This window comes from Pelotomaculum schinkii, from assembly GCF_004369205.1.
GTDB classification, from domain to species: Bacteria; Bacillota; Desulfotomaculia; order Desulfotomaculales; family Pelotomaculaceae; genus Pelotomaculum_C; species Pelotomaculum_C schinkii.
On record NZ_QFGA01000001.1, the window covers coordinates 2024761 to 2045069 of the forward strand.

Sequence of the window (20309 nt, forward strand, 5' to 3'; positions counted from 1 at the left end):
TTGTTGGGCAGCGGTATTCTTGGCTGCTTCGAATTTGACTTTTTCTTGAATATCAACACAAAAATTGGCGCTGCTTTCGGCTATATAAAAAGCCCGGATACGAATTACGTTTTATTGGGATGTGGAATCGCTCTCATGATTTTCGGTATAATTTTACGGCATTCAATCAGGACGAGAGTTTATGTTTTGAATATGTTATTGCGGTATCTATAACACAGACAGTGCATTATGTATCAACAGCATCACCGAAATATAAGTACGGTATAGTTGTTACCGGCGAAAATAAGGGCAATCTGGTAATCAATAATGAACTGGTTGCAGTGCATGACTTTTTTTGGAATCCAGATTCGGTCAATGAATCTGCTTCATTAAGCAAAGGTGCGTTTGATATAAATGCCGTAAATTTTTCAAATACTGAAGAGTTTATTGAAGACGAAGTTAATGTCAATGAAATTTATGAAGTTGAAATTGACTGTGAGGCTTCTGGGAATGGTTTTAGAACAGGCCCTATCAGTGTTTATATCGATAAAGTTCTAAAAAAGTTTGCTGAGATAATGCCTCTTCTGCTTTTTCCGTATCGGTTTGGGGTACGGTTCAACAAGTTTCCCTATTGAACCGCGCCTTTAAGCCCGCCCGCTTTTTTGGGGGAAGCGCTCTGTGTGCGCTATCCGGACAGGCCATCCGGATATTTTTCGGCTCTTATCATTTATTCCCGGCCATGCCGTAAGCTTTTAACCTGCGGGAAACGGCCCTGGCCAGGACCGCGGCCATGGCCGCCTTAACCAAATCCAGGGCTATAAATGGGGTAAAGCCAATGGTTAAGACCTGGGCCACGGAAACCGTTTTGCCTATATAAAACGTTAAAATTGCGTAGAGATAGGGCAAACCGACCAGGTAATACACAACTATGCCTGCGGTCATGGAGAGGAAGTAGCGTAAAAAACCACTCTCCTCCTTGTTTCTGAGCAGTATCCCGATAACGTAGGCACACCCGGCAAATCCCGGCAGGAAGCCGAAGGTGGGCTGCAGTACATAGGCCGGCCCGCCAAAAGGGGGGGTGGCAAAAACAGGCGCCCCGGTTAAACCCAACAGGATATATACAACCATACTCAGCGCTCCCAGCTTGGGACCCAATAGCCCGCCGGCCAGCATAGCCATCAAAGGCATAAGGCTGAAGGGGACTACTGAACCGGCGTAGCGTACCAGCATGGCCGCCACCACGGCCAGAGCGGCAAATACGGCAGTCATGGTAATGTCACGCGCGGATAGTTTAGACATTTAATCTCATCTCCCAAATTAATTAGTTGGTATAATTGTAAACGTCGTAGGGCGTAAGGCGTAGGGCGTAGCGATATACTGTAATCCTTTGGGGTCTTCTGGTATGACGAAATTCAAAACAACTTGCAAACTGGCCCTAAATGTAGGGTCGAATTCATTAGCACAAAAGTTTCAGTAGATGCCCAAGTATCGGCGCTAATGCGCCGTTGTGCGATTGAAATGGCGCCTGCATCGCTGATTTTCAGCCACTGCGGGCGCTGCGATAGCGGCATGAGTATCTCGCTAGAGAATATCATGCAAACCCACGTCCCACGTCCAAATTTACGCCTTACGACCTACGACATATCCGCCACATATTGTTAACCTGTCTTAATCTATTGGTTTACCTAAAAGATAAAAATTTTTATGTCAGCCTTAACGACACCTCCCCTGACACCAGCCTTTGCATTTCTCCGTTGGGGAGGCGCAGGAGCAGGGCTCCATCCACGTCGATATCCTCCGCCCAGCCTTCCCATGATTTGTTTAAAGTATGGATGCGCACAGGACAGTTCAGGGAAACCGACATCTCCTTCCAGGATGACAATACCGTCCCAAAACCCCCGTCCAACCATAGAGTATACCAGTGTTCAAAGGATTCCAGGCAGGCGCGTGTCAACTTAGCGCGATCTACCCGGCGACCGGTCTCAATTTTCAGCGAGGTAGCAGTATCTCTAAGCTCAACCGGGAAATCCTCCGGCTGCTGGTTGGCGTTGATGCCCGCCCCCAGGACCAGGTAGTTGACACGGTCCATCTCCGCGTTTAAATCAGCTGAGATCCCGCAAACTTTTTTGCCGTGCGCCAGCAGGTCATTGGGCCATTTGATGCCTGCCACAACCCCGGTTTCCGTCCTGATCGCCATAGCCAGCGCGACAGAGGCCACCATGGTTACCTGGGCAACCTGGGCAGGGTTGACCAGAGGCCTCAGGACCAGCGATAAAAAAATTCCCTTGTACCTGGGCGAAGACCAGACCCTGCCCAACCTGCCCCTGCCGCCGGTCTGTTCCTCGGCTACCACCAACGTTCCTTCCGCACAGCCTCTTTGACCTTCTTCCTGGGCAATCTTGTTGGTGGAGGAAATGGTGGAGTAGTAAAATATTTTGTTTTGGCCCATAATCCTGGTTGAGAGTCCTTCCCTGATTTCCTCCGGATTGAGCCGGTCAGGCGTACCGGTCAACTGGTAGCCGACTCGCGGCCGTGCCTCAATCTCATAACCGTCTTCCCGCAAGGCCTGGATGTGCTTCCAAATAGCCGTACGCGTAACCTGCAGGCTTTTGCATATTTCTTCACCTGAGACATACGCGCCGCGATTTTTTTTAAGTAAACGCAAGACAGCCTCTTTCAATGGTATACCTCCATATAGTCGTGGGACGTGGGTCGTGAGACGTGGGTATGTTTTAGCTAAAATATAAGCTGTCGTAGGGCGTAGCTTATGCCGCATTCCTGAGGGCAATGTGCGAATGAGTTCGCTCCTGCACTGGATGTATTACCTGTGTACATTAATTCTCCATGTATGTAGTTTAACCTACATACAGCCAAACGTCAACCTCGGGGAGTATATTGGTTTACCTTTGCCGTTTAACCATTCTACCCCGAAAATGCAGGTGCGAATTCATTCGTACAAAAGTTACTATAGATGCCCAAGTTCGACGGTGGCACGCCGTGTGCGATTAATGGCGCCCGCGTCGCCAAGTTTTTACCCGCTACCGGCGCCACGTCAGCGGCATGGATATCTAACTGTCAACAGCTTTTACCTCGTGCAGGTCCAGGCTGATGTCCAGGGCTTTTACCGAATGGGTCAGCGCCCCCACTGAAATCAGGTCAACGCCGGCAGCTGCCGCGGCCTTGACATTTTCCTCGCTGATCCCGCCGGAGGCCTCGACCAGAGCCCGTCCTGCAATGATTCTGACGGCCTCCTTCATTTTTTCCGGCTCCATATTGTCAAGCAAAATTATATCCGCTCCTGCTGTCAGGGCTTCGCGCACACCGGCCAGGTCCTCTACCTCAACCTCAATCTTGACAGTATGGGGACTGCCCAACCTGGCGGCTTTTACGGCAGGCCCGATACCTCCCGCCACTTTAAGGTGATTGTCTTTAATCAGGACGCCGTCGTAAAGACCGACACGGTGGTTATAACCGCCTCCGGCCCTTACAGCATACTTCTCAATGGCCCGCAAGCCCGGAGTTGTCTTTCTGGTATCTACAATACGGGCGGAGGTTCCCTCCACAAGGCTAACCAGGCCGGCCGTCCTGGTCGCTATACCTGACATGTGCCGCAGAAAATTCAGAGCCAGGCGCTCACCGGTGAGTATCGCCCTGGCCTGCCCGGCAATTTCAGCAAGTATACTGCCCGGTCTCACCTTATCCCCGTCGCGCGCCAGGGCCTTAAACTCAAAAGCCGGATCGAAACGGCGGAAGACCAGCTCCGCAATCGGCAGTCCGGCGACCACCCCGCCTTCTTTAGCCATAATGTAACCGTAAGTCGCGGCGTCCGGGGCAACGATGCTGTTGGTGGTCAGGTCGCCGGCGCCAATGTCTTCACGCAGGCCGCGATCAATCAGCTCTTCCAGATCAAACAGGTTAAGTTCCAATTTTACGTCTCTCCTTAAATCTGGTATCTTTGTTTTAAGAATTTAACCGTAAAGTCCTCCAGAGATGTTTTCTGGGGGTCAAAACCGGCTACCAGGGCTTGCGCGTATTCATGGTCGAAAATATAAACACCTTCCCCCACATCCCTGGTAATCCCCTTGCGAACACTGAGGTACCGGGCAAAACCTTCCGTGAGGTTCTCTTCAATCCAACCGTCCCAGGTATAAGGGACATCCTCCTTGAATCTCGTCATCAGCTTCTCATCTTTTTTCAGTTTTGCATTCAAGTATTTGAAGGTCATATTCCCGGTAAAGGTCCGGAAGTAGGGAGTTGAGAACTCGTGAAACGGCACCGACCAGGTTTTCTCGGGCGGGCTGTTCCACTGGATGGTGGTAAGTGAGTCTTTATCGCGATAAAAACCGGCGCCGCCGTAAATCCGCATATTCATAAGCAGCTCGATGTTTTCAGGCTTTTTCTTGAGCTTAATGCCGGTTTCCTTTTCCATAAAGGCGATAACGTCAAAATCCTTTTCCACCAGGCTGCCCGTCTTCTGGGCTTTCCGCTGAAGCAGCGGCTTGACCTGCTCGTAGTGAGGCAAGGCATAGTTGGCGCCGTACCAGCTATAAAAATCGACCAGGGTATTCCTGTTTTTGCTGAAATAGCGGTCCTCTTTGATAAATTTAAGGATCTCTTCCAGGTCCGCTCCCTGCTTGCCCTTCTGGATCAGCCTGTCGGCCATGGGCTGGGGATGGTAATCATCCATGATTTCTTTGAGTTGGGCACGGCGGCGTTCATCCATGCTTTTGTAAGTGCTATAAAGCCAGTTGTAGTGCGACGCGTAATCGGAGTCGCGGTTCGCCTGTTCCTTCAGGCCTGCCCACATGGCGGGGTCCTTGACGTTGGCCCGGTAAATCTCCTCCGAAGACTCAAAAATGAAGATACTGAAATCTTCGGGTTTAATCACCAAGGAGCGTACCGATTCTGTATCCGAATCCCAGAGGTCACATCCGGGCATAAGCAACAAGGCCGTACCGTAGAAAATCAGCATTCCCAGGACCTTTAGAATCCTTAGCTTCACGACAATCACCTGCTCTAGTGCAAAGTTGTCCCCACAGTCGTACCAGCATGTCTCTCTTTGGTTATTTTACCCATTAAAGATATCGATCATATACTGTTTGGTAATATTCCCAATAAAGGCTTTTTTTTAAGCGGGGGATTCTATACAATTTTACCAGACTTACCAGGCAATAAATAGTATCAACTTAACTGCGCTTGCGTTAATAATTATTTTCGCCGGAGGCCTAAAGGATATCAACCTGCATCTAAAGAATTAGCATTCCATTGCTGTTTGGCGGCGGCAGAATAAGAACAGTTTAACTGAAAGGAAGCTCGTATCTGTGATTAAATTAAGGGAGTTATTGATGCTGGCCGGGATTATGAGTGAAAGGCTGCGAGACCAGAAACCTGATCAAGCGCTCCTATTGCGCTGTCTGGAGCCGCTTTGGCCGTATATTTATCCTTATGGGACGATATCCTACCTGAAGAAACATACCGGCTGCAGCACCGGGGAAATTGACCAAAGACGAACAAAAAAGATGTTAAGAGCTCTAAACGGCTCCAGGCGCATATGGCAAAGTTTTATTATCGGCCTTTGTTACACCTACCGAGAGCGGCACAGCCTGGGGAGGAACCGCGCCCGCCTGGCTCAAAAGGCGATCCGTCTGGAAAAGGCCGTGTCCGCCAGAGAATTGGGAGAGCTGGCCGAGCAGTTTCGCCGGCAGGCGCAGCAATACGCCCGGGTCGTGCAAGAGACTCCCCCCGGGCTTTTTGACCCGGCAGAGGCGGACAACCGGATCAGGCTGGCCAAAACTATCTGCAACGAAGAGAACATACCCCGGTTTCTACTCCTTTGCCGCAGCCTTGATTGTGAAAAACTGCTGAAGTTGGCTTCTCCGGATATACTGAAAACACTGAAGGGCAGGTATGACAACCCAACCCCCCTGACCCTGGCCTTCGACTTACTCCAGGAGCATATCGCTTTAAACGATGGACTCTGGAAACAATTCAAGGCAGTATTGGCAAGCGCAGGCAAGCATAACGCCAATTAATAGGGAAAAATCAAGAAGGCCCCCTTGAGCGAATCTCAAGAGGGCCTTCTTGATTTTTCATCCCCTGCTGATAAACATCGCGGCAATAGCGTCTATTAAACGTCTATGGTAACATTCACCTCTGAAGTAAGGCCTGTTTTGCCGGTGACAGTGATTGATATTTGGCTTGTTCCAAGCAAGCTCAATATCGTTTTTAACCCGCCAAGGCTAATATCCTGTTCTCCAACCAGTTCGTCAACTGAGACGGAGGCAACCCCCTGGTTGAAAGTTATTGTTTTGGTAACTCCCAGCAAACTGAGGCGGGCTTTATCAGCGTCACTGGAAGCGTTAACAGTTATTTCGGTGAATTTGGAAGCATCGGTATAGCTGCCGCCGGTCAGGTTAATGTTGAAGCTGTTGTTGGCGCCGGTTACGGTAACCGGGCTGCCGTCCACCACAAAAGTTACCGATTCGACTACCGGAGCTTCATCTGCGCCACCGCCGCCGGCGCCGCCCCCGCCACCGGCGGCAGGCTGCTCAGCGCTGGTTTCGGTGGCTAAAGGTACGTTATGCGGCCCGGCATGGCCCACTGATAAATTATCCTCGATTTTGACCGTTTCACTACCTTCCTCGCCCGAAACAAAGCGTACCAGGTAGTTCCGGTCGGGTACCAGCGCTACCGAGTATTGGCCGTTAACATTTGTACTTGTAATGAAGGTGGGGTTGGTGGTAAAAGTCAGAGTAGCGTTTTTCACGGGGTTACCGTCCTTATCCTTCAACTCGCCGGTCAGCACGGCAGCGGCCTGCAGTTCAAGATTAACGACGGTAACTTGATCTTCATACACCTGCACATCACTCCGGTAGGCGACTTCCTGATCGGTAACTGCAGTCAAATCGTAGGAGCCCGGTTCCAGATCCAATTTAAAAGTACCGCCGGTATCAGTTTTTGCTATTTCCAATACTTCATAACCGCCGGCAGCATAAACTCTTACGACCGCATTTTGCACGGCCGCATTTTTATAAACCGCCTGGCCTTCAATACCGGTTTCTTGAACCGGTGGAGTAAATTCCAGCGCCCGCTCCAGGGAGACAACCGCTTCAGCCCTGCTGATATTTTTTTGCGGCTGGAAAGTGTGATCCGGCATACCAACCATCAACCCGTCCCGGACAACCGCGCCTACGCTGCCGTGGGCCCACTGTGCAATCAGGCCGGCGTCCTTGATTTGATCAAGTTCCCCGGCAGCCGGCGCAAGTTTTAATAATCTCACTAAAATAGCGGCCGCCTCCTGGCGGGTGATGCTGAGCCCGGGGCCAAAGCTGCCGTCGGGATAACCGGAGATATACCCTGCGGCGGCTGCGGCGGCCACTTCACCGTAATACCAGGTTCCAGGCTGAACATCCGCAAACCGCAGGCCGGAGGCCGCCGGCTCCACGGCGAAAGAGCGGTTGACCAGCGCCACAAATTCCGCCCGGGTAATCTGCCGGTCGGGCTTGAATGTCCCGTCTTCATAGCCTGCGACCAGGCCCTGCTCAACCCATTTGTTTATTTGCCCTGCGGCCCAGTGGCCCTGCAGGTCGGAAAACCCGGCCGCAAAGGCGTAACCGCCGGCGGTAAAAAGCAATAATAATGTAACTATTGCCACACTTGCAGCCTTTTTGCCCATTATTACAGTACCTCCTAATTTATATTCGCAATGCTGGTGGTATCTATTATCGGGCCGCGTGCAAAAGCCGGGAAAAAAACCGCGACCGCCTTAATGGCGTGCGGTTTTCTTCCTCAAAAAGAAGCTATTTGCTAATGTTAATATGTTTCATCTATTTTAGCGCGTTGACGATTACCGTGACCGCCTCCGCCCTGGTGGCATTGGCCTGAGGTTTAAAGGTGTTATCCGGATATCCCTGGATGATGCCTGCTTCCACTGCCGCGGCGACCGCATCCTTCGCCCAGTCGGAAATGCTTGCGGCGTCACCAAAAGGTGTTCCGTCGGATACAGCGGCAAGTTGCGCCGCTCTGGCGATCATGACCGCCATCTGCTCACGGGTAATTAAATCGTCCGGGCCAAAGGCGACATCATTATAACCTTTGATGATCCCGTAAGAAGCTGCCGTTGCAATGAAGTCCTTCGCCCAATGGCTGCCGGTATCGGTAAAGACTTTGCCGCTCTGCGGAGCCAGGCCGAACGCTTTTACCAGCACGGTTGCAAACTCAGCCCTGGTAATATTATTGTCCGGCTTAAAGCTGCCGTCGGGATAGCCGGTAATGGCGTCCCTGGCCACCAACTGTTTGATGTTATCCTCCGCCCAGTGGCCGGCAATATCGTTCAGGGATACGACAGGCGGTTCTTCTTCTTCTTCCTCCTGCATAGCCAGCACCGCGAACTTGGTGAAGTGGTCTATGGTTACCGAGATGGTATTGTCGGAAACGTCGCCGCCCAAGTCGACCCAACTGCCTGCTGTTTCATCGTAGTATGCCGCTATCGGTTTTTCGCCCGGGTCCAGAGCGGCCGGATCGAATGTGAAGGTGAGTGTAACGCCCGGCTCATTGAACGTGTAGTTCGACTTTCCGTCTATGCTCAACGCGTATACATCACCAAGCAGCCTGAATCCGGAGGGAACCGCCGGTGGTGTTGTGACTACTCTTTCCAATAAGACTTTTACAGTTGCTGTGCCCTTCAGGGCGCCGGCAGGAATTTCCAGTTTCACCGCGTCGGCCAGTTCCACCGTGCCTCCTTTAGAGGGAACGATACTAACGCCGGGGAGAGTGCCGCCGCCACCGCCACCGCCGCCTCCTCCGGAACTGGTGGGTTTGTACACTATAAATGTGGTGAAGTGCTTGGTCCAGATCACCAGGTCGGCTCCGACGTCCAGCTTGCCGTCTTCTTCGTCGCCCAGTTCTGCATTGGCTGCCGCCTGTGAGTCGGCGCTGATTATTCTGGTGATGGGTACGGGAGCATTATTGCCCCGTTTATAAGCTACCGATTTTCCGGCTTGCCCCGGGATAAGGAGCCTTACCGCCTGATCAAAAGTCAATATGCCGTCGGGCAGGCCTATTTCCACCACCGCATTGACAGTACCGTTGCTGATGCTTTCGCTGCTGTTGAGCTTAACTGTAGGCAAGGTGATACTGCCGTCCCAGCCGGCAGGTCCTTTTACGACCGTACCTTGCGGGATCTGCATGGCTATAGTGCCTTGTACAGCGCCCTGCATATTTGATATGACCTGCGCCTGCACAAAGGGGAAGATAGCTTCATTGGTGGCCGGATCAACACTGGCCGCCTGTATTTTCGCACCGGTGACTCCTGCGGGAACAGTAATGGATACAGGTGTAGTGGCGTCCTCCAAGGTTATTGTTCCGCCGGTTGCCGGTGCGGGTAAACCTTTGGGTCTGATTACTGTCAGGGTGTAACCTTTTTCAGTTTCACTTTGCGCGGTTACCGCAACAGTGATCACAGTACTGGAACCCTCGCTCAGCGAAACATCCCCTGAGGCAGTCCCGCTCGCTACAACGGTACCGTTGACCTTAATCACGGCAGCGGCGTCAGCCGCCGTTGGGGTCACGTTAATCCTATCGACACTGCTGTCCACAACAACCGTATACGCGGTGACGGCCGGGGCAAAGGCCGGATCTAATTTGCCGCTGCTTACTGTAAGCTCGCTCAAGTCGGCGTTATCGCTTACATTTCCGATGGTAACAAGGATATCTATCAGCTGCTCCTTCTCTTGAAGGGTCAGGCTATCCCTTAGCGCTTCAACATTAGCCCAATTCAACCCGTATCTGGCCGCAGTTTCAGCAGATATTCCCGTATCTTCGGTGAAAATTGCCTCGAGCTCTGCTTTGGGAATGTCGCCGAACGGGTTAAACGACAATTCCGCAACATCCAATGCGGTCTTAACGACCTCAAAGACTGTAAGTCCTTTAGCCACAAGAGCGCTCTTTAATTCTTGACTAAAACTAGCTTCAACTGTATTGCAAAAACTCACCAGCTTGGGTATTCCACCGGTTTGCAGTTCTTTGATTTTTTCCGGAGTATTTAGTTGCGTCATCACGCTGGTGTAGGCGGATACAATCTGTGCGTTCGTCAGACCCAGGTTTCTGAGCAGTTGTTTCTGTTCGCTATTAAGTATATCCGGTATCGTGCTGCTGTCGACGATGATCCTCTTACCGATATCCAGCGCATCTTGCACCTGCTGCGTACTCAATTTCTGAAATTTAGCGATAAGCGCAGCAATGTCTCCCAAATCGTCTTCGCCAATTGCAGCGTTTGCGACAGGGACATTGCATGTTATCACCGTGCTCAGAAAAAAGATACTCGCCAAAACAAACGATAAGAACTTGAGCTGAACTTTTCTCAATTTACAAACCTCCTTTGAAAAATTTATAGCTATCAGCCCACAATCTTCTATAAGTAACAAATCCTGATGCTATACCACCACCACGTTATAATTGTCGTACTGTTGGGAGTGGTTGTCATGGTAACTTTGGCTCAGATGGCCTCCCCCCTTTCATATCCACACTTTAAATTGATACAACTCTATGGTAAAATATTGAAAAACTACGGTAATCAAGCTGCCGTAGCTAAATGCTTTAGGCTCACAGAGCTGCATCCCTGAATTTCAAAAATATTTATCTATGTGAATCATTTAGTAATTCAACATTAAGAGATAATTTCCCTTCCCTAACTTTAATTTTCGTAATGTATTTTGCAAGCGCATAATTATCCTTTTAAAAAACAAGTCCCTCCCCGGCAGTGGACGGGAAAGGCGCCGACAAGGGATTTTAACATTCAAGGGATATTATAGTAATCCTAAACCGATTGGAGGGTGGTCAAAGTGGCTGACGCGATAGACAAACTGGTACAGGTTGCCGCACTCTTTGACCTTGCGGAGGCACATATACTGAAAGGGCTGCTTGAGAGTGAAGGGTTGGAAGTTTTTCTGTTCGACGAGCAAGCGGCCGCCTTTACCCCCATTGTGGTCGGGGGTGTGAGGCTGATGGTGAGGGAACCGGATCTGGAACGGGCGAGGGAATTGCTTAAAACCAGACAACAATAAAAACCACAAGCGTTCTGTATGTATTTTCAGGTAGTTGCCCACACCTCCGGCGGCGCCACGTATTATGAAAACACCAGCCGATGTAGGCGCCATTTCAATCGCACACGGCGCTCGCGCCGGACTTGTGTGGCTAATGTGTAGGTTGAACACTGTACAGTGATTTTCAGGATAAGTGTTGTGCTGCGCCCCGGCGCTGCTGTCTACTGCTGAGCCGGCGCCGGTTCTTCAGGGTTTCTTGACCTGGGCGGACGGGGTCCGTAGTACTGGTAGTAGTGACATTCAATCCGCCCGTTGTACAGTTTTCGCTTTTTATCGGCCCTTTTGCCAAAAAACCGTTCAAAGCCGGGGTGGGCTGTAAGCACATAGCAAGACCAGGTATCCATCTTTTTGAAGGAGTTACCCAGGTCGCGATAGAGTCCCTCAATCTCGCCCTTGTCCCCCATGCGTTCGCCGTAGGGGGGATTGCAGATCACACACCCGTAAGGCTTGCTGGAACGTAGTTCGGCGGCCGCCAGTTTTTGAAAGAAGACCTTGCCCTCCAGGCCCGCCTGCCGGGCGTGAAAGCGGGCCAAACCCAGTACTTTGCTGTCGATATCAGAGCCAAGTATGTGTAAGGAGCGATCTGGAGCCGCCAGGTCACGGGCCTCCTCTCTGGCTTTATTCCAAAGGGCGGCTGGTACAACAGGCCATTTTTCAGCAGCAAACCGCCTCCCCAGCCCCGGCGCGGCGTTCAGGCCGATCAGCGCCGCTTCGATCGGTATGGTGCCGGAACCACAGAAAGGGTCGATCAGGGTCCTCCCCGGTTCCCAGTAACTCAAGAGAACCATTGCCGCCGCCAGGGTTTCCTTGAGGGGAGCCTGGCTGCCGAGCGTCCGGTAACCCCGTTTGTGCAGCCCGGCCCCGCTGGTGTCAAGAGTCAAGGTAACGACGTCTTTCAGCAGGGCTGCCTCAATGGTGTACCTGGGGCCGTTCTCGGGAAACCACTCCCGCCGGTACCTCTGCTTCAGCTTTTCCACTACCGCCTTCTTGACAATGGCCTGACAGTCCGGGACGCTGTGCAGCTGTGATTTGATTGATTTCCCCTCAATCGGAAAGGCGGCGTTTTCCGGCAGCCAGTCCGCCCACGGCAGCGCTCTGGTCTGTTGGAAGAGCTCTTCGAAACTCCGGGCCTGGAATTCACCCAGCTTAACCAGTACCCGGTCTGCTGCCCTGAGCCAGAGGTTGGTCCTGCAGATAGCCGCTTCATCCCCGGTAAAGGTTACCCGGGCGTTTTCCACTTTGACGTCCTGGTAGCCAAGATCTCTTACTTCCCTGGCCACCACCGCCTCCAGCCCGAAAGTCGCCGTAGCGATTAACTCTATCTTGCTCATTCAACTTCTCCGGTTAGCAATATTCTTTACAACCATGCCGCTATCGCGGCGCCACGTATCATGAAAGTGTATCACCTGGAAGTAACTATTCAGTGAACCCGGCGGTGGAGGCATGGTGTTATCAACGCTCACTCCAGTGCTCCGCGCCGGCATCACCACGGCTCGCTTCGGACCGAACTAGCGGCGCTGCAAAGGCGGCGGTAGACTGGTTATGAATAAAACCTGTTCATATTCATCCCATCTGCAAGTAAATTACACCTTGTTGGCGCCACCGGCTACCTTCTGAAAATAATATGCTTCTGCCAGCGCTGATTGCACTCCGGATAATCAACCCGGTAGTGCCCACCGCGGCTCTCCCGGCGTGCCAGGGCGGCTTCCGCCACCAGTTCGCCGACCTGGAGCATGTTTTTCACTTCCATCCCCTCCGCGGTTTCCTCACTGTGACGCTGCAGGCGGCTCCAGTAGTCAAAGAACTCTAACGCTTCCATGAGGCCGCGGTTGCTGCGCACCGGCCCCACCTTTTGGCCCATCAGCACCTGCAGCTCCCGGCGCAGCGCTGCGTAATCGATCTTGTCCTGTTTAAGCAGCCAGTCGCAGCCAAACTCCAGCCGCCTGGGCCGGTAGTCTTTCAGGAACTTTCTGGTTTCATTCACTATGCGGCCCCCGAATACCAACCCGTCCAGCAAGGAATTACTGGCCAGCCGGTTGGCCCCGTGCACGCCGGGGCAGGAGCACTCACCGCAGGCGTACAGCCCCCTGATACTGGTTTCACCCACCAGGTTCGTCTTTACCCCACCCATCATATAGTGGGCCGCCGGGGAAATCGGAATGCGATCCACGGTAATATCAAGGTTGTACTGGGCACAGGTCCTGGTGATGTTCGGGAAACGCGCTCTAATTACCTCCGGATCCAGGTGAGTGACATCCAAATAAACCTGGTTTAAGCCGGTTGCAGCCATTTCCTTTAAAATAGCCCGGACCACAACATCACGTGGAGCGAGCTCGGCCAGATCATGATAGTCGGGCATAAAGCGATGCCCCTGAGAATTCCTAAGATATGCGCCCTCACCGCGTACCGCCTCGGAAATCAAGAAACGGGGAGCGCCGGGTAGGTATAAAACTGTCGGGTGAAACTGGATGAACTCCATGTCCATTACTTCGGCGCCGGCCCGGAAGGCTATTCCGATACCGTCCCCGGTGGCAACCTCGGGGTTAGTGTTGTGTTCGTAAAGGCGGCCCAATCCGCCGGTGGCCAGGATTACCACCCGGGCCCGAAAGACCTTGAAGGTCCCGCTGGTCCGGTCTAAGGCGAGAACACCGTAGCAGGTATTTTCGTTAACCAGGAGGTCCGCCACATAGTGGTTCTCCAGCACCCTGATCTTATCATTTGCCCGGACCTGCAGGGTCAACACCCGCTGGATCTCAGCCCCGGTAGCGTCCCCGCTGGCATGCAGAATGCGCCGTTTGCTGTGCGCCCCTTCGCGGGTGAGACAGAGGCCGTGGCTGTCGCTGTCAAAATGCGCGCCCATTTCGATCAGTTCACGGACCCGGTCGGGGCCTTCGCTCACCAGAGCGGCCACCGCCTCCGTATCACAAAGTCCCGCTCCCGCCACCAGAGTATCCTCCCGGTGCAGGGCCGGTGAATCCGAATCCCCCAGGGCGGCAGCTATCCCGCCCTGGGCCTTTTCGGTGCCGGTATCCATCATGTCCAGCTTGGTAATTACGGTCACCGAGCCTCCGGCGGCAGAGGCCGCCAGGGCAGTATACAACCCGGCGATACCGCTTCCCAAGATAAGGTACTCATCGTCCACTTGAGGCAGTTCCCGGGTGTCAAAATTCATTATGTATTTTTCGGGCACGATATATCCCCCTCTTATACCACCGACAGCATTCGCTCAAGGCATAGCGCCGCCTTCTCGCGTATATCTTCCGGAACGCTAACCCTGGGCTGAAGGGTCACCAGGGCCCGGTGGACACTTTCCAGGGTTGTCTTCTTCATGTTGGGACAGACCATCTTCGTGGAAGCCATGTAAAACTTTTTGTCAGGGGATCCTTTGTGCAGCTGGTGCAGAATACCTGATTCTGTCCCGACAATAAACTCCCGGGCGCTGTTCTCCCTGGCGAAGTTAATCATTCCTGTGGTGCTGGCAACCTTGTCCGCCAGGGCGACAACCTCAGGCCTGCATTCCGGGTGGACCAGCGCCAGCGCCTGCGGGTGCTCTGCCTTTGCCTTTTGGATATCCTCGACGGTAAGGCGGTCGTGGACGTTGCAGCAACCCTCCCAGACAGTCATTTCCCGTCCGGTTTTTGAAGCTATGAACCTTCCAAGATTTTTGTCCGGCACAAAAAGGACCGGCTGATCCGGCGGCAGGGACGCCACAACCTTAACCGCGTTAGCCGAAGTGCAGGCGATATCGCTCTCAGCCTTAACCTCAGCCGAGGTGTTCACGTAACAAACAACAACGGCGCCGGGCATTTCCCGCTTTTTTCGTTCCAACTGAACTGCGTCGACCATATCAGCCATGGGGCAGCCGGCATGCTCCTCGGGCAGCACCACGATTTTATCCGGGGAGAGGATCGACGCGCTTTCAGCCATGAAGTGGACACCACAAAAAATAATGACCTTCGCGTCGGTTGCGGCAGCCTGCTGGGAGAGTCCCAGGGAATCTCCCACAAAATCTGCCACCTCCTGGACCTCAGGTCTCTGGTATACATGCGCCAGAATCACCGCGTCACGTTCTTTCTTGAGACGCCGGATTTCATTGGAAAGCTCCTGCACAGTGGCTTGCCCCGGCATTTAAGCTTCAATCCTTTCTGTATTGGGTGGCTTCTGTGTTTCTTCCCATTGTATCCACCCTTTTCACCGCTTGTCAAGCATTAGGGCTGAGGCGGAGAGATTTCGCCATGAGCTTCAGCTTCTTTGATTGCTATAACCTTGTTTTTACCGTCAACCATAACGACGGCAGGTTTGAAGGACTGCGCTTCTTGATAGTCAAACAGGGCATAGGCAATGATAATCACGATATCACCCGGCTGAGCCAGACGGGCGGCGGCGCCGTTTAAGCAGATGACCCCTGAGTTGCGGGGGCCCTTAATCACATAAGTTTCAAAGCGGGCGCCGTTGTTGTTGTTGACCACCGAGACCTTTTCATTGGGCAGGATGCCGGAAGCTTCCAAAAGAGCTTCATCTATGGTGATACTCCCCATGTAATTGAGGTTGGCCTCAGTGACTGTGGCCCTGTGAATTTTCGACTTAAACATTGTTAAAAACATGCTTCAAACCTCCAAAATAGCGTTGTCGATCAACCGCGTCCGCCCTATTTTAACTGCCAGGGCCAGCAGGGTCAAGCCCTCAATCCGCTCCAGCGGCTCAAGCCCGGGATAGGAGTACAGTTCAACGTAATCGGGTTCCGCCAGCGGTTCGGCCTGGATCATATCGATAACCAGTTGGCGGATTTCCGCCGGATTCCTCTCCCCTTCCCGGAGCGCCTTACGGGCTCGCTCCAGTCCACGGGAGAGAACCAGAGCGGCGTGGCGCTGCTCCGGCTCCAAATACAGGTTGCGGGAGCTCATGGCCAGACCGTCCTGCTCCCGGACCGTGGGGACGATTACTACCTCCAGGTCCATGTTCAGGTCAGCGGTCATCCTCTTGATAACCAGCGCCTGCTGGGCGTCTTTTTGCCCAAAGTAAGCGTAGTCCGGCTGAACAATATTGAAGAGCTTGGTCACAACCGTAGCCACACCGCGAAAGTGGCCGGGACGGGATAACCCGCACAATTTGTCCGTAATCCGCTCAACGTCGACGTAGGTACAGTAGCCCTGCGGGTACATCTCCTCCACCGGGGGGTTGAAGATAGCCGCCACCCCGACTGACTCGGCCATCGCGGCATCGCGCTCCAGGTCACGCGGGTACCTCCCAAAGTCCTCAGTGGGACCAAACTGGGTGGGATTGACAAATATACTGGCGATAACCATATCACATTGACTCTTGGCCCGGCGCATCAGCTCCAGGTGTCCCTCGTGCAGGTAGCCCATGGTCGGGACAAGTCCGATCACCCGGCCCCGGGCCCTGGCCTGCCGGACAAATGCGCGAGTCTCGGAGATGGTGTGAAATATCTGCATTGTTTTATGAACCTCCAGTTTAGTCGTGGGTCGTGAGACGTAGGACGTGAGTATATGCTGCATTCCTTTTGGGTCAAGATAATGCCCTTGATGCCTGTTTGACACTGGACTCCAAAATACCTGCATATTTTACCCAAAACAAGAACTTTTTTTCAGGGCAGTTCCATATGCCGCCATCGTGGCGCCACATATCATGAAAATACCAGCCGAGGCGCCATTTCAATCGCACACGGGGCGCCAGCGCCGAACTTGTATGGCTAATGCAACATTTGTGCGAATGAATTCACACTACAATTTTAGTCGTTGGACGTGGGTCGTGAGACGTGAGTATATTCTGCATTCCACCAGGGTCATAAATATGCTATGATTGCTAAATAGTACTAGTTGTATTTAATACACACGGTGCGCTTATCACGTCCCATTTCCCACGTCCCATTTCTCGTCTCAGTAAAGTTTCTTGAGTACTTCATCCGACATGGTAAAGCTGTGTTCGGGGCCGGGGAAATTCCGTGCAACCACTTCCTCCCGGTACTGCTGGAGAGCATCGACTACATGTTCCTGCAGGTTGATGTACTTCTTTACAAATTTAGGTGTGAAGCGGGGGTAGAGACCAAGCACGTCATATATCACCAGTACCTGACCGTCACAGTAGGGGCCGGCTCCGATACCGATAGTGGGAATCTGCAGCTTTTCGGTAATAAGTTTGGCCAGGGGGGTCGGCACACATTCCAGGACCAGACAGAAAGCGCCGGCTTCTTCTATCGCCAGGGCATCATCAATCATCTTCCTGGCTGCCGCGATGTCCTTGCCCTGGACCTTAAAGCCCCCCAGCTGGTTGATGGACTGTGGGGTTAGTCCCAGGTGGCCGCACACCGGAATACCGGCGTTGACAATAGCCCGTACAGCCTCCGCGATTTCCTTGCCGCCTTCCAGCTTGACCGCTTGCGACTCTGTTTCCTTCATAATGCGGCCGGCGTTGCGAACGGCGTCCTCTTTGGAAACCTGGTAGGAGAGAAACGGCATGTCGGTCACCACCATCGTCCGGCTGATCCCGCGGCAGACTGCTTTGGCATGGTGGATCATGTCATCCATAGTCACCGGGAGACTGGAGTCATAACCCAGAACAACGTTGCCCAGAGAATCGCCCACCAGGATCATATCGATCCCCGCGTCGTCGACGATTTTAGCCATGGAATAATCGTAAGCCGTAAGCATGGTGATGGGTTTGCCTTCTGCCTTCATTTGCTTGACAGTTGCCGTGGTAACTTTGTCCTTGCTCATTATTATGCCTCCTTGAAAATTTGTTCCAGTATTTCTCCCTGATCCGCGTTGATACTGCCCTTTTCCAGCGCTACCCCAACTGTGTACAAGCCTAGTTTGCGATAAAGTTCCAGTTCCAATCCGTCTATAGGCTTTAAAACTTCCAGGTGTCCCTGCAGGGTCGATCCATCTCCCCTGGCCACGGGACCGGTCAGGGCCTGCGCCGGGCCAACCCGTCCAATGTTGTTTATGGTGCCCTTGACAAGGGGGTAAAGGGCTTCAAAGGCCTCCTGCCTGGACAGGCCGAAACGGCCGTACAGCCCGGTCGCCAGGTGCATCAGGGACACCAGGTAGTTCGAGGCGATGCAGGCGGCGGCATGATAAAGAGGCTTGTCCCGCGCTTCAATCAAAAAACTTTTGCCGCCCAGATCCTTGACTATGAGCTGGGCATAAGGCAACGCCGCCGCGTCACCCTCCAGGGCAAAATACGACCCCGGCAGGTTTTCCATAGCCGTCTTCACATCTGCAAAAGACTGGAGGGGGTGCAATGAAGCAGCCAGAGCGCCGGAGCGGCGCGCCGCGCCCACCTCGCCGGCGGCATGCGCCCCGCTGGTGTGAAAGACCACCTGGCCGGGCTTAAAACCGCCCCGTTCATTAATCTCGGCGGCAACCTGGGCAATGACGCGATCCGGCGTGGTAATAAACACCACGTCCGCACCCGGAGTAATCTCTTCCGGCCGGTCGGTGGCCGGCACACCCAGTTGCTCCGCTGCCCGCAGGGCCGAACTGATGCTTCTACTGGCGATCCCGGCTACCGGATAACCCTGTGCCCCCAGCAGGAGGGCCAGGGCCGAACCGACCTTGCCCGCCCCTACCACCGCTATCCTGGGCTTGTCCAAACTCATACCCCCCTTCTCAATTGTGAATCATTTTCCATTATTAATAATTTCACAAAGACAAACAAAAAAACCCTCCGGCCAACCCGAAAGGCATAATTTTCATCCTCCCGTCTCGGTCCTCCCGGCTCCAAGCGGTACTGTAAATTTGTAATTGAGGCAACTTTTTCTTCTTCATTCGCGGTGTGGTTCTTTTTGATACCACCCTGGCAGTTCCATTTTAGCACAGCAGCTGCTGTCAGGCAATTGTTTTACCTTAATTAATTGAGAAATTATGCCCGCAGCCGTTTCTTATATATGTGCAAACCATATCAAGCCTCAAACCAGGTACTCAACCTTGGCTCCCGGAAAGTATTTTCGGGACGGGCAAAAAAAACCTGTAAAGTTGGACCGGGAAGCAGCATCTTGGTATAATAATAAATATTGGATGAAATTAGGTGGTAAACCGGTGTTAGCGAAAGAGATCAAACCGTCACTTGTTGAGATATTTGCTTCATGCCCCGGGATTATAGCCTTCAGAAAAAAATGTTCAATAATAAGTTGAGTCCAGTTTCTCTATCGACTGCGACCTTGCCAGTTCCCCTGCCAGTTCCACCGCTGTTTTCCCCTGCAGGATCAATCCCGGAGCCAGCTCCGCCAGGGGCGCCATGACAAAAGCCCGCCCGGTCATGCGGGGGTGGGGCAGGGTCAATGCGGCGTCACAGATCTCTCTGCGGCCATAGAGCAGCAAGTCCAAATCAATCGTGCGCGGTCCCCAGCGAATGGTCCGGACACGGCCAAGCTCCTCCTCGGTTTTTAACAGGGCCGCAAGGAGCCGGTGAGGCTCCAAAACGGTAATCACTTCGGCAACGGTGTTGAGATACCAGTCCTGGACAGGTCCACCCAGGGGAGCCGTCCGGTAATAAGACGCCACTCTTTTTAACTGCACACCGGGTATAGAGCCAAGCAGTTCAAGGGCTTTTTCCAGGTTGGCTCTTTTATCTCCCATGTTGCTCCCAAGGCCGATATAGGCCGTATGCTCCGTATGCTCCGTTTGCTCCTCCGGCATCCGTACCCCCCCATAAAAGTCCAATATATAAATTCATAACGCTTAAGCAGCCCCATCATGAAAACACCATTTATGCAGGCGCCATTTCAATCGCACAACGGCGCGTCAGCGCCGCGTCCTTCTGATTTCCACTGCCATCCAGGCAAAGTGGCCGGGCGCCGGCGCCTGGGGTTTTTTGACCCGGACCGTAGACGCGGCCACCGGAAACTGTTCCAGCACGGCGGAAGCAATGGCTTCCGCGACCGATTCAATGAGACGGCGAGGGGCGCCTTTGACCACCGACTCCACCAACTCAAATACCCTGGCGTAATTTATGGTAAGCTCCAGGTCGTCCGATTCCCCGGCCGGCCGCAGGTCCAGTTCAAGTTCCAGGTCCACGATAAAGCGCTGCCCTAAAGTCCGCTCCTCAGGCATGACTCCATGGTACCCGTAAAACTCCATACCCTGCAGGATGATTTTATCCATGTATGATGCTCCTCTATCTACTTAAAGTGGCGCTAGAAAGTGCGTACTTCTGAAGAAACAAGCCGTAAGGGCGTAGGGCGCAAGGCGTAAAAACCGGAGGAAGGTG

General features: G+C 53.0%; 18 protein-coding genes. 3 read left to right on the forward strand and 15 right to left on the reverse strand.

Annotated elements, in window-relative coordinates; translation table 11 throughout:
- The first annotated feature begins 119 nt into the window (after nt 1–119).
- Nucleotides 120–614, forward strand: a complete 495-nt coding sequence (locus tag Psch_RS09440) for a hypothetical protein (RefSeq protein ID WP_190239991.1) — start codon at nt 120–122, stop codon at nt 612–614.
- Nucleotides 615–702: 88 nt separating this feature from the next.
- On the opposite strand, the gene Psch_RS09445 is transcribed toward Psch_RS09440, so the two are convergent.
- The 4 genes from Psch_RS09445 to Psch_RS09460 form a co-directional block, all read right to left on the reverse strand.
- Nucleotides 703–1278 (reverse strand): biotin transporter BioY, encoded by a 576-nt coding sequence (locus tag Psch_RS09445; protein WP_190239992.1) that lies wholly within the window; start codon nt 1276–1278, stop codon nt 703–705.
- 403 nt (nt 1279–1681) lie between these two features.
- Nucleotides 1682–2659, reverse strand: coding sequence for a biotin--[acetyl-CoA-carboxylase] ligase (locus Psch_RS09450; protein ID WP_243123997.1), 978 nt, complete (start codon nt 2657–2659; stop codon nt 1682–1684).
- Between the two features lie 388 nt (nt 2660–3047).
- Nucleotides 3048–3905, reverse strand: coding sequence for a carboxylating nicotinate-nucleotide diphosphorylase (gene nadC, locus Psch_RS09455; RefSeq protein ID WP_190239994.1), 858 nt, complete (start codon nt 3903–3905; stop codon nt 3048–3050).
- A 14-nt stretch (nt 3906–3919) separates the two neighbouring features.
- Complete coding sequence (locus Psch_RS09460) at nt 3920–4981, reverse strand: hypothetical protein (protein ID WP_190239995.1); 1062 nt, start codon at nt 4979–4981, stop codon at nt 3920–3922.
- Nucleotides 4982–5300: 319 nt separating this feature from the next.
- On the opposite strand from Psch_RS09460, the gene Psch_RS09465 reads away from it, so the two are divergent.
- On the forward strand, nt 5301–6011 hold the full coding sequence (locus Psch_RS09465) for a hypothetical protein (RefSeq protein WP_134217200.1): 711 nt from the start codon (nt 5301–5303) through the stop codon (nt 6009–6011).
- Between the two features lie 95 nt (nt 6012–6106).
- Here Psch_RS09465 and Psch_RS09470 read toward each other — a convergent pair whose 3' ends face one another.
- Together Psch_RS09470 and Psch_RS09475 are read right to left on the reverse strand one after the other, a co-directional pair.
- Nucleotides 6107–7654 carry an S-layer homology domain-containing protein gene (locus Psch_RS09470; protein ID WP_134217199.1) on the reverse strand — a complete coding sequence of 516 codons (1548 nt, stop codon included), beginning with the start codon at nt 7652–7654 and terminating at the stop codon, nt 6107–6109.
- A gap of 151 nt (nt 7655–7805) precedes the next feature.
- Nucleotides 7806–10343 (reverse strand): S-layer homology domain-containing protein, encoded by a 2538-nt coding sequence (locus tag Psch_RS09475; RefSeq protein ID WP_190239996.1) that lies wholly within the window; start codon nt 10341–10343, stop codon nt 7806–7808.
- Between the two features lie 477 nt (nt 10344–10820).
- Between Psch_RS09475 and Psch_RS09480 the strand changes: the two genes are divergently transcribed.
- Nucleotides 10821–11042 carry a putative signal transducing protein gene (locus Psch_RS09480; RefSeq protein ID WP_205079458.1) on the forward strand — a complete coding sequence of 74 codons (222 nt, stop codon included), beginning with the start codon at nt 10821–10823 and terminating at the stop codon, nt 11040–11042.
- Nucleotides 11043–11242: 200 nt separating this feature from the next.
- On the opposite strand, the gene Psch_RS09485 is transcribed toward Psch_RS09480, so the two are convergent.
- From Psch_RS09485 to folB, 9 genes are all read right to left on the reverse strand, one after another.
- Complete coding sequence (locus tag Psch_RS09485; RefSeq protein WP_190239997.1) at nt 11243–12412, reverse strand: THUMP domain-containing class I SAM-dependent RNA methyltransferase; 1170 nt, start codon at nt 12410–12412, stop codon at nt 11243–11245.
- Between the two features lie 275 nt (nt 12413–12687).
- Nucleotides 12688–14271: an L-aspartate oxidase gene (nadB, locus tag Psch_RS09490; protein WP_134217196.1), complete on the reverse strand. Its 1584-nt coding sequence runs from the start codon at nt 14269–14271 to the stop codon at nt 12688–12690.
- Nucleotides 14272–14285: 14 nt separating this feature from the next.
- Entirely contained in the window at nt 14286–15209 is a 924-nt protein-coding gene (gene nadA, locus Psch_RS09495; protein WP_134217195.1) for a quinolinate synthase NadA, read from the reverse strand.
- An 80-nt stretch (nt 15210–15289) separates the two neighbouring features.
- Nucleotides 15290–15685, reverse strand: coding sequence for an aspartate 1-decarboxylase (gene panD / locus Psch_RS09500; RefSeq protein ID WP_134217194.1), 396 nt, complete (start codon nt 15683–15685; stop codon nt 15290–15292).
- Between the two features lie 3 nt (nt 15686–15688).
- Nucleotides 15689–16534: a pantoate--beta-alanine ligase gene (panC, locus tag Psch_RS09505; RefSeq protein ID WP_190239998.1), complete on the reverse strand. Its 846-nt coding sequence runs from the start codon at nt 16532–16534 to the stop codon at nt 15689–15691.
- A 444-nt stretch (nt 16535–16978) separates the two neighbouring features.
- A complete protein-coding gene (gene panB, locus Psch_RS09510) occupies nt 16979–17815 on the reverse strand; it encodes a 3-methyl-2-oxobutanoate hydroxymethyltransferase (RefSeq protein WP_190239999.1) in 837 nt (278 codons plus the stop codon).
- Nucleotides 17816–17817: 2 nt separating this feature from the next.
- Nucleotides 17818–18699 (reverse strand): Rossmann-like and DUF2520 domain-containing protein, encoded by an 882-nt coding sequence (locus Psch_RS09515; protein WP_190240000.1) that lies wholly within the window; start codon nt 18697–18699, stop codon nt 17818–17820.
- A 520-nt stretch (nt 18700–19219) separates the two neighbouring features.
- Nucleotides 19220–19738: a 2-amino-4-hydroxy-6-hydroxymethyldihydropteridine diphosphokinase gene (folK, locus tag Psch_RS09520; RefSeq protein ID WP_190240001.1), complete on the reverse strand. Its 519-nt coding sequence runs from the start codon at nt 19736–19738 to the stop codon at nt 19220–19222.
- A gap of 105 nt (nt 19739–19843) precedes the next feature.
- A complete protein-coding gene (gene folB / locus Psch_RS09525; RefSeq protein WP_190240002.1) occupies nt 19844–20203 on the reverse strand; it encodes a dihydroneopterin aldolase in 360 nt (119 codons plus the stop codon).
- Between the last annotated feature and the right edge of the window lie 106 nt (nt 20204–20309).

Bases quoted from the DNA above. Each gene is read 5' to 3' on its own strand.
- Psch_RS09445 (WP_190239992.1), bottom strand. From the start codon at position 1,278: ATGTCTAAACTATCCGCGCGTGACATTACCATGACTGCCGTATTTGCC.
- panD (WP_134217194.1), bottom strand. From the start codon at position 15,685: ATGTTTTTAACAATGTTTAAGTCGAAAATTCACAGGGCCACAGTCACT.
- Psch_RS09440 (WP_190239991.1), top strand. From the start codon at position 120: ATGTGGAATCGCTCTCATGATTTTCGGTATAATTTTACGGCATTCAAT.
- panC (WP_190239998.1), bottom strand. From the start codon at position 16,534: ATGCAGATATTTCACACCATCTCCGAGACTCGCGCATTTGTCCGGCAG.
- folK (WP_190240001.1), bottom strand. From the start codon at position 19,738: ATGCCGGAGGAGCAAACGGAGCATACGGAGCATACGGCCTATATCGGC.
- panB (WP_190239999.1), bottom strand. From the start codon at position 17,815: ATGAGCAAGGACAAAGTTACCACGGCAACTGTCAAGCAAATGAAGGCA.
- Psch_RS09470 (WP_134217199.1), bottom strand. From the start codon at position 7,654: ATGGGCAAAAAGGCTGCAAGTGTGGCAATAGTTACATTATTATTGCTT.
- folB (WP_190240002.1), bottom strand. From the start codon at position 20,203: ATGGATAAAATCATCCTGCAGGGTATGGAGTTTTACGGGTACCATGGA.
- nadA (WP_134217195.1), bottom strand. From the start codon at position 15,209: ATGCCGGGGCAAGCCACTGTGCAGGAGCTTTCCAATGAAATCCGGCGT.
- Psch_RS09515 (WP_190240000.1), bottom strand. From the start codon at position 18,699: ATGAGTTTGGACAAGCCCAGGATAGCGGTGGTAGGGGCGGGCAAGGTC.
- Psch_RS09485 (WP_190239997.1), bottom strand. From the start codon at position 12,412: ATGAGCAAGATAGAGTTAATCGCTACGGCGACTTTCGGGCTGGAGGCG.